Source organism: Streptomyces sp. NPDC005262, assembly GCF_042872425.1.
GTDB lineage: Bacteria > Actinomycetota > Actinomycetes > Streptomycetales > Streptomycetaceae > Streptomyces.
Map to the genome: position 1 here is coordinate 89573 of NZ_JBIAKK010000024.1, position 8625 is coordinate 98197.

Annotated in this window: 8 protein-coding genes; 3 read left to right on the top strand and 5 right to left on the bottom strand. The window is 69.8% G+C overall.

Features of this window, described 5'->3' with window-relative positions; all coding sequences use genetic code 11:
* Nucleotides 1–6 precede the first annotated feature (6 nt).
* A complete protein-coding gene (gene tpg, locus ACFYP5_RS36305) occupies nt 7–564 on the bottom strand; it encodes a telomere-protecting terminal protein Tpg (RefSeq protein WP_389043800.1) in 558 nt (185 codons plus the stop codon).
* Between the two features lie 433 nt (nt 565–997).
* Between tpg and ACFYP5_RS36310 the strand changes: the two genes are divergently transcribed.
* The 3 genes from ACFYP5_RS36310 to ACFYP5_RS36320 are packed head-to-tail and all read left to right on the top strand — an operon-like array spanning nt 998 to nt 3263.
* On the top strand, nt 998–1384 hold the full coding sequence (locus tag ACFYP5_RS36310; RefSeq protein ID WP_389043801.1) for a GntR family transcriptional regulator: 387 nt from the start codon (nt 998–1000) through the stop codon (nt 1382–1384).
* Nucleotides 1381–2286: an ABC transporter ATP-binding protein gene (locus tag ACFYP5_RS36315; RefSeq protein WP_389043804.1), complete on the top strand. Its 906-nt coding sequence runs from the start codon at nt 1381–1383 to the stop codon at nt 2284–2286. Before ACFYP5_RS36310 ends, ACFYP5_RS36315 begins: the two co-directional genes overlap by 4 nt.
* Nucleotides 2283–3263 carry an ABC transporter permease gene (locus tag ACFYP5_RS36320; protein ID WP_389043807.1) on the top strand — a complete coding sequence of 327 codons (981 nt, stop codon included), beginning with the start codon at nt 2283–2285 and terminating at the stop codon, nt 3261–3263. The genes ACFYP5_RS36315 and ACFYP5_RS36320 overlap by 4 nt, the downstream gene beginning before the upstream one ends.
* A 52-nt stretch (nt 3264–3315) precedes the next feature.
* Here the strand turns inward: ACFYP5_RS36320 and ACFYP5_RS36325 are convergent, their stop codons facing one another.
* From ACFYP5_RS36325 to ACFYP5_RS36340, 4 genes are all read right to left on the bottom strand, one after another.
* Nucleotides 3316–3558, bottom strand: coding sequence for a hypothetical protein (locus ACFYP5_RS36325; protein ID WP_389043809.1), 243 nt, complete (start codon nt 3556–3558; stop codon nt 3316–3318).
* A gap of 345 nt (nt 3559–3903) precedes the next feature.
* Nucleotides 3904–4386, bottom strand: a complete 483-nt coding sequence (locus ACFYP5_RS36330) for a hypothetical protein (RefSeq protein WP_389043811.1) — start codon at nt 4384–4386, stop codon at nt 3904–3906.
* Nucleotides 4383–5321, bottom strand: coding sequence for a VWA domain-containing protein (locus tag ACFYP5_RS36335; RefSeq protein ID WP_389043814.1), 939 nt, complete (start codon nt 5319–5321; stop codon nt 4383–4385). The genes ACFYP5_RS36330 and ACFYP5_RS36335 overlap by 4 nt, the downstream gene beginning before the upstream one ends.
* 1075 nt (nt 5322–6396) lie before the next feature.
* Nucleotides 6397–7704, bottom strand: a complete 1308-nt coding sequence (locus ACFYP5_RS36340; RefSeq protein WP_389043838.1) for a vanadium-dependent haloperoxidase — start codon at nt 7702–7704, stop codon at nt 6397–6399.
* Nucleotides 7705–8625: the final 921 nt, after the last annotated feature.

Here is an 8625-nt window from a genome sequence, read left to right on the forward strand (position 1 = left end):
CTGTGGTCACAGGAGGGCGAAGTCCATGAAGTCGATGTCTTCGAGGACCACTTGCAGGCCGTGCGCGCGCCGGCCGCCGTCGCGGAAGTAGGCATGTCCCAGTGCACGGGAGAGGACCAGATGGTGCCGCTTCTCGCCGACGCCCGCGTCCAGGGCGGCGAACATCTCCCGTGTCACCGTGCCGGACAGACGTGCCGTGATGAGCCGCAGGCGGGGATCATCGGAGGTACCGGCACCGGCCCAAAACCCGAACCGGGCCCGGGCATGGACGACCACACCGTGTTCCTCCGCCTTGGCCCCCCGGCGCGCACGGATCCTGGGCTGCCACCGCGCTCGCACGAGATCCGCGATCGCCTTCTCATGGCGGGCGCTGGGGCGCCTGCTGCCGCCGGCCTTGCGCGTCACCCACCGCTGCACGGTCCGCTGGGACACACCCAGGACAGCGGCCACCTGCCGGGTCGAGCCACGCTCCCAACGCAGCAGCGCCGTCAGCCGGCTCGCTGTCGTCGACGGCACCGGCTGCGTGTACAGGAGCCGCTCCAGCCCCTCGCTTATCTCCCCCATGACCCAAACCTTTCGACGCCGCACCCTGAACTACCGCTGGTCCATCACTCCCACGCCCGGACAGGAGAGGCGACCGCAATCGTGGTACCGGTGACGCAGAGACCTCCATGCGGTAGAGAAGTTCGTTTACTTCCGGACCACCTGCCGCACGACCAACTTGGGCCCGCCGCCGGGCGCTGCTTGGGTGGCCTGCGACAGCTCGGTACGGGCGTGGGTTCCAGCCGGCGAGCCTCCCGCGCCCGGGCCTGCCGGGCACGGACCGCTCCCGCTCGACCACCACCCCCGCCGGGTCCGTGCCCGGCCAGCCGGTCCCGGCCTCAGCCATGCGGATCCCGTTGAGGCGGCTCTCCAAGGTAAATGCTTGCCGGGGCTTGACGTGGATCCCGACGTTCCATCACTCTTTCACTACTTGATTAGTGAAAGGGGGGTTGTTGTGATCGAATACCGGATCGACCGGGGGACCGGCGTAGCCACTTACCTGCAGATCGTCCAGCAGGCGAAGCAGGCCTTGCGGCTGGGCTTGCTCGAGCCGGGCGACCGGCTACCCACCGCCCGAGAGGTTGTCGAGGCAACTGCCATCAACCCGAACACCGTGCTCAAGGCCTATCGCGAGCTGGAGCGCGAGGGCCTGGTGCAGGCACGGCGCGGCCTGGGCACGTTCGTGCAGAAGTCGCTGGGGGCGGCAGCGGCTCAGTCGCCGCTCGCCGATGAGCTGGCCGACTGGATGAGGCGAGCCCGCACGGGGGGGCTCGCTCGCGAGGACGTCGCCGCACTGTTCAGCTCCGCTCTGGAGCAGGAGTTCACCGAGGGAGAGCAATGAGCAAGGAACCAGCTGCGCTTGAAGCGCGAGGGCTCGTGATGCGCTACGGCCGCCGCGATCCGGTCCTCAGGGACTGCTCCTTCCGGCTGCCCGCCGGTCGGATATGCGCACTGGTCGGCCCGAACGGAGCCGGCAAGTCCACGCTGCTGGCACTGGCAGCAGGCATGCGCCGCCCGACGCAGGGGACACTGCGGGTGCTCGGGGCTGGCCCGGCCGAGTCCCGGCCGCGGATCGGCTACGTGGCGCAGACTCGCCCCCTGTATCCGCAGCTCACCGTGGCGGCCACACTCCGGCTGGGCGCCGAACTCAACCCAGGGCGCTGGGACCAAGAAGCCGCCGAACGCGCCGCGTACGGCGCCGATCTGGACCCGAGGGCCAGGATCCGCACCCTCTCCGGGGGCCAGCGCACACGAGTCGCCCTCGCGCTAGCCCTCGGTAAACGCGCCGAACTGCTGCTGCTGGACGAGCCGATGGCGGACCTGGATCCGGTTGCTCGCCACCAGCTGATGGGCGCCCTGCTGGCCGTGGCCGTGGAGCACGGCACCAGCGTGGTCATGTCCTCCCATGTCCTTGCCGAACTGGAGGGCGCCTGCGACTACCTGCTGCTGCTCGGTAGCGGGCAGATCAGGCTCGCGGGGGAGAGCGAGGACGTCTTGACCGCGCACACCCGCCTCACCGGCACCTCGCCCGACTTCGCGCCGCACACCGTCGTGGAGTCCGGCGCGACCGGCCGCGGCCACACCGCGCTGGTGCGCCCGCAGGGTCCGGTCGATGCGGCCTCGTGGCTGGTCGAGCAGCCCTCCATGGAGGAGCTGATCCTGGCCCATCTGCGCAACCCCGGCGCTCCCGCCCTGTTCACGGGGAGCGCCTCGCCCGCACCGAGCCAGGAGGCTGTCGCATGACCACTCTCTCGCACTCCCCGCGCCGCGGCCTGACCTGGGCGGTGCTGCGGCTGCACCGGGTGCCGCTGTGGGTCTGGGCGGTGATGGTCATCGCCGGTGCCGGCGGGCTGATCTGGCTCTATGCGCTGGGGCAGGAGGCTGCTCCGCACAGGGGGCACTGTGGTGTGGGTGGCGCAGGGACGCTGGAATACGCCGTAGAGATGCGCTGCGAGCGCAATGAACTCGAGTCCGCAGAGATGCGCTACGAGGGCCATGAACTCGATTTCGCCCAGCTCCTGGCCTGGCTGCCGTTCGGCGCCGCCTGCGTAGGCGCTGCGCTGATCGGCCGGGAGCTGCAACGTGGCACCGCCACCTTGGCGTGGACCCAGTCCGTGTCCCCGGCCCGCTGGCTCGCCGTGAAACTGGCTGTCCCGGCGGTGGCGCTCCTCGGTGGTATGACGGCGCTGACCCTGATGTTCCGGTGGGTATGGGTGTCCGGTCCCGACAGCGGAGTCAACCGGTGGAGCAGCATATACTTCAACGCCGCCGGATCAGTGGGCCCGGCGTACGTTCTGCTCGGACTGATGCTCGGTGCGCTGGCGGCGTTGCTCACGCGGCGCACCCTCCCTGCGATGGGTCTGGCCTTGGTCGGCATCGGGTTGGCGTACAACCTGGGCGACGGAGTCCGGTCCTCTCTTTGGCCGGCGAGCGAGGTGCGTGGCCCGTGGGACGCCGCACTCAACCATGTCTATCAGCTCGACTTCGGGATGATCATGGAGTCCGGGAAGCATGTCAGCGGTCTGGACTGCACCGACCAGGCCGTGCCGGGCGATCTCAGTACGTGCCTGTCGGATCACGGGGCAGTCGACTTCTATGCGAAGTTCCACCCGACTTCGCACTATTGGCCGATCCAATTGGTCGAGACCGGCATCGTCCTGGCCTTGGCTGCCGCCGCGGTGGCGGCCGCGTTCTGGGTGCTGCGGCGCAGGCTTCCTTGACAGCCTGCTCTGGGGCGCAGGTTTCCACGACCAGCTGCGCCCAGATCCTGCCTCAAGCTGGCGGACCCAGTTCGATGACGAACCACGGGAGTTCGTCGGCGTCCGAGCCGGCCGCCACCGTCCACGTCCAGGACAGTCCCACGGCCGCGCCGGCTTGCGGGATGCCGACGTCGACGTAGCCGGTCAGTACCTCGGTGCCGCTTGCGTCGCGCCAGGACACATGGTCCTGGGTCCACGACAGGATCTTTGGAGCGGCATTCAGCCACGCGAGGAGTCGGGCTTGGCTGTCGGTCATGGAAACCTCCGCCGGTTATCTCCGGCGCCGAGTACCGCAGTGCGCGGAACAACTTGCGAGCGTGGGTGTCAAGAGGGGGCCGGGCGGCGTGCTGGGCCGGGGATGCCGGCGGTTGTGTCGGACATGGCGGGTGCGAGGCCTGGCTGTATGAGTGCCCCCGCGCTGTGACCTGTCGGGCCTGGTCGGGGGTAGCGATGTCTATCGCGCGCCTGGGAAGCCGCCGGTCGGCGGGCTGGGCCTGGTGGCTTTCGCGGTAGGCGGTGTCCGACACATTGCGCGGAGACAGGCACGGGCATCGCAAATCGCGAGGGCTACGGGTTCTGCGCTGGTCTGTCGCCCGTGCGGTCAGAAGAGCGAGTCCGGCGCGTGGTCGGTGTGGGTGTTGGTGGACAGGGCGTGGTGGCGGAAGCGGGCGGCGTGGAAGTCGGGGTGGGTGTGGAGGAGGGCGGCGACGGCTTCGGTGATGGGTTCGCGGTCCTGGCGGGTCAGGGGAAGGGTGCGGATGGCCTCGGCGAGGTCGATCCAGGCCCGGCGGAGGGTCTTCGGGCAGTCCGCCAGGGCCGGTCGGCCGGTGTGCCGCGGGTCGGTGGTGGCGGACGGCAGGCCGGTGGCGGGCCGGGCGGTCCGGCTGCGATCGTCGAGCCCGGTGCCCTCGGTGAACTGGCGGCCGCGCTGGCGGCCGACGTCGCCGGCGCGCTTGAGCGCGGTCTTCGCGGAGCGGGAGTGGTCACCGGACTTGATCTCTCTGATCAAGGAGGTCAGGACGGCCAGCTCTTCGTCGAGGTCGGCGGCCATCTCGGCGGGCGCGGTGGCGGCGGCGGCTTTCACCGCGTCGCGCGTCCGGCGCAGCTCCTCGAGGGCCTGGGAGGGGTCCTTGCGCCTGGGGGCGGCGGCAGCGTGCCGCTTGGCCTGCTGGGCGTGCTGGAAGACGAGTTCGGTGTCCACGCGGGGATCAGGGGTGCGGGTGGCGGCCACGCCGGCGGTACCACCTCGGCGTCCAAGGGGACGGTGGCGGTGTGCTGCTTGAGCGCCGGCAGCTCCGTCCAGGACAGCTCCAGGGCGCCGAGCCGCACGGGGCCCAGCGGGGGGCCGGCCGGCAGGTCGAGGACGAGGGTCAGGGTGCGGGTCTCCCCGGAGTACAGGCTGCCCAGCTCGACCAGGGGGCCGTCGGTGGTGGCGGTGACGGGCAGTTCGTTGACGAGGTCGACTCCGCGTAAGGCCGGCTCCATCCGCAGCAGCAGGCAGACGGCCTGGGCCGCCTGGGCCAGCAGGCCGTCGACCTGGGCTGCGATGAACTGCGCGGCGGCGTCGGTGTGCTCGGCCATCCCGTCGTTGCCGCGACCGTCACGGGCCAGCGCGGCCAGCATGTGCTCGTCGTATTCCTGGCCGATGCCGAGCGCGGAGGTGGTGATGCCCCGGTGGAACGCCTGGTCGGCCTTCTCGCCGAGGATCTCGGGGTCGGTGACGCCGCGGTTGGCGTGCCCGTCGCTGACCAGTAGCACGGTGGCGCCGGCGTCTCGAGCGACCTGTTCGGCCTCCTGCAGCCCTCGCAGGTAGCCGGCGGACAGGTCGGTGGAGCCGCCGGGGCGCAGTGCCGAGATGGCGGACTTGACCGCGTCCTTGTCCGTCAGCGGGCCTGCTGGGACGACGACCTGGACCTGGTCGTCGAAGGCGACCAGTCCGAAGTTGTCTTCCGGCCGGAGGCGGCCGAGCACGTCCTTGAGTGCGGTCTTGGCCACCTCGAGTCTTTCCCCGTGCCCCATGGAGCCGCTGTGACAAATCCGCTATGGATCACCGCATGAGTGATGCGTTGAGCTGCTGATCTAGTGATCGTTGCAGGATTGCTGGTCGTCGTGACGTATCTGCCTGAGCTGGTGTTTCCGCAGAGGTCCAGAAGGCAGAGAGTCCTCTGAAGTGCGAGTTCAGTGATCGTGTCGGAATGCAGTGATCGCCGCAGGATTCCCAACCTGACAGTCGCCACGAGCCGCACCACGACACAAGGCGAGCGTCGCCGGCATGGGATGCAACTGGCCACCAGGCCGAAGACCAAGGGTGACGCCAACACCTGCAGTTCGGGACCGCCCGGCCAGGGCCGTCGGGACCGGATGGGTTGCGCCCGCCCGGTCGACGTGCGAAGGGCTCCCGGGCGGGCTCCACCGACCACGCTGCCCTGACTGCCAGTCATACCGGCGATGACCGGGCGGATACGTGAGCTGAACGGGTCGCCACGTGGCGCGCAGACAGCCCTTCCGACGCTGGCGAAGCCCGCACAGCGGCGCCACTGCGCGTCGCGGGTCCGGCCCGGTCCGCCGAACGAGCCGTGATGCGGCCGCCCGCGAGCATCAGCCACGGCCATACCGACATCGACCCGCGTGAGTGCAGGCCGCCTTGTGGCGGCCCGACGTGGCCGAACGCCCCGCATCCTGCAGGGTTCGCAGTCCCTGCCCGTGCCCTGGCGCGGGCGTTTTGCTGTGCAGTGCAGGACCAGGGCGATCACCTCCGGGTCCGCGCGGTGCGGACCCGATATTCCCAGCGGGTTCGCCGGCGCGGGTCACGACGTCGCCCACGGACTCCGGCCGGAGTCCGCCGTCCATCCAGCTCGAGTGCAGCCTCCGGAAGGCGGGACCGACCAGGTCGTCGAGGATCTCCGATTCAGGGCGTGCGGAACCAAGGGCAGGAAGGGCCGTAATGACGAACGCCCCGTCGATAGGCGGGGCGTGTCTGGTGGCAGACCATCAGCTGCGGGGGCTGCTTATAAGGTCGGGAAGCGGTGGGTCAGCGGCGCAAGGTTTTGAGCGTCCCCCTTGGTCGGGCCCGAGCGCGCGCCCGGCCAGGGGCTTACGAGGCGTCTCCGGCGCCGCCGCGCGGACACTTCGGCTGAGCGGGCTGAGCGGTTTGCGATGCTTGCGCGTTCCCCGTGCGCAGCGACTGGAAGTAGTGGGCGAGCGCCCAGGTGCCGATGCGGTTGCCGGCCCGGCATCCGGTGACGTCCGAGGTGCGGAAGTGGATTCCGCCGTACACACGGGCGTTGATCATGTCTTCGTTGAGCTGCTCGGCGTACTCGTAGTGCCGTGTGGTGCCGGTGACGTCGGAGGTCACGTCGAGGTCGACCCGCGAAGTGCCGAGGACCCCGGTCACGACCCGCATCACGGCGCCCGTGAGCGCCGTGTGGCCACTGACGTACTCGGGGTGCGGGGGCGTGACGAGCAGCGGTTCCCACAGCGGGTCCGCTTCGGTCGCGGGGTTGCCGTCCGTGTCGGCCAACTGGATTGCCGTGATCGGCCGCCAGAAGCCGTACCGGAGCTTGGAGTCCCACGCGGTGATGACGGCATCGGTCGCCGCTGTGTTCGCCGCGGCGAACAACCGCGCTGTCTCGGCGATGCCGAGATGATGCCGGGCGGCATGGTCGCGGAGGGCCGTCTGGATCTGCACCATCAGATTGCCCCCGTAGAAGAGGGCAGTCTCGGTCTGGGCCGCGGTCCTGCCTGAGCCGGTCCTCGCGCCCATGGTCTTCACTTCGTTCGCGTCCTGGGCATAGCGGGCTGAGGACAGGGTGGGCGGCTTGCCGGGCCGGAACTGGGCAGGGGAGGTGAGCAGGAGCGGCCGAAGTCTGCCGAGCCAGGTGTCGATGAAGGGCAGCCGGGCGGGCGGGGTGGGGCGCCAGACGCCGGGCGCGAGTGGCTTGGTGAAGGGCACGTCCACGAACCGGCCGTCGCCCTCGCGGAGGTCGATGATGCGGGCGGCAGCACGTGCCCCGAAGGCCACGCCCTGGTCCTTCGCCGGGCCGCTGTCGATCTTGGCGAGGGAGGCGGCGTACGCGGTGTCGAGCTGGGCCTGCGAGTTAGGGAAATAGGCGAGCAGGACGTGGTGTGCCGCAGTTACGGCCGACGCCTCGGGAGACGCCGTGGAGGGGCCGCTCTCCCGCCACTTGTACGGGGCGTAGTTGCCCTGAATACCGACCACGGCGTTGTAGACAGCGGCGGAGACGAACCCGTGCCAGATGGCCACCTGCCCGGAGGGGCGGGTCGGGCCGAGGTTGGCGCTGATTGTCTCGGTGGCGATGGCGTTCCAGTTGCGGATCGCTGCGGGGTCCGCCGAGGGCGGCTGGCGGTGGTCGGCGGCGGCTGTGGGGCCGGCCGGGGCCACGAGGGCAACGAGCGCGAGTAGTGCGACGGCGCCGATGGCGGCCCGTAGGCCTGAACGAGAAGGACGGGAGGAACGGGAGGAGCAGGAATGACGGAATGAGAAGGGGTAATGCTGGCGCACGGAGCTCTCCCTTGATTCGGCGGGCCGAATTTGCACCGAGTGGAGAGTTGGATCAAGCTCAACCGCCGTGTCCCGGGCTTCGCAAGCCGAACGACGCTTGCGGTTGCTGCCGTTCGGGTTCGCCGTCACGAAGCACTTCTGCAACAGCAGCTTCCGCTTCTACGGCACCGAACAGGGACTGACGTGCGGCGTTGAGGATGAACAACACCCGCTTCCGCGGGCCACTACTCACTGATGCGTACCACCGTGAGCGTGATGTTGTCGAGGCCGCCCGCCTCGATGCCGGCTTGCCGTGTGACTTTCCGGCCGCTACGAATGGGCCACGACTTCGCCGGCCGTGACCTGGGGAGGGCTGGGGAGCAGGGAGGCGAGTCGGTCCCGTACGAAATCCGCCGCCCTGTCGGTCGACTCCCCGGCGCCGGCCGGGTCCTGGAAGACACTCGTGGGGTGGCTTCTCGCCCGGGGAGGGCGGCGCCACAGCGACCATCCGGAGTTGCGCTGCGCCGTACAAAGGTCGGCGCCATGGTCCAAGTCGTGCCCCTCGCGGAAGCGGGGCACTGCGTCGCTCTCGCCGGGGGAGGAGGCAGCCTGCGCGCTCTCGTCCAAGCGGCCCGCGGCCTGAAGGAAGGCCGCCGCTGATGGTCTGCGTGTGAGTGTCAGTAGAGAGTCGTCGGCTAGATGTCAGTGGTGGAGCGCTCGTGACCTGCTAGAGATCTTTAAGGGTGTGGGTTACGCGGGGGGTCGTGACGGCTGCCGTGGGCCGCGCTATGCCAGAGGGATGAGGTATCCCGATGGCGGAGG

Coding starts and splice junctions, on each gene's coding strand:
- ACFYP5_RS36335 (WP_389043814.1), bottom strand. CDS start 5,321: ATGGGGCACGGGGAAAGACTCGAGGTGGCCAAGACCGCACTCAAGGAC.
- ACFYP5_RS36325 (WP_389043809.1), bottom strand. CDS start 3,558: ATGACCGACAGCCAAGCCCGACTCCTCGCGTGGCTGAATGCCGCTCCA.
- ACFYP5_RS36320 (WP_389043807.1), top strand. CDS start 2,283: ATGACCACTCTCTCGCACTCCCCGCGCCGCGGCCTGACCTGGGCGGTG.
- tpg (WP_389043800.1), bottom strand. CDS start 564: ATGGGGGAGATAAGCGAGGGGCTGGAGCGGCTCCTGTACACGCAGCCG.
- ACFYP5_RS36315 (WP_389043804.1), top strand. CDS start 1,381: ATGAGCAAGGAACCAGCTGCGCTTGAAGCGCGAGGGCTCGTGATGCGC.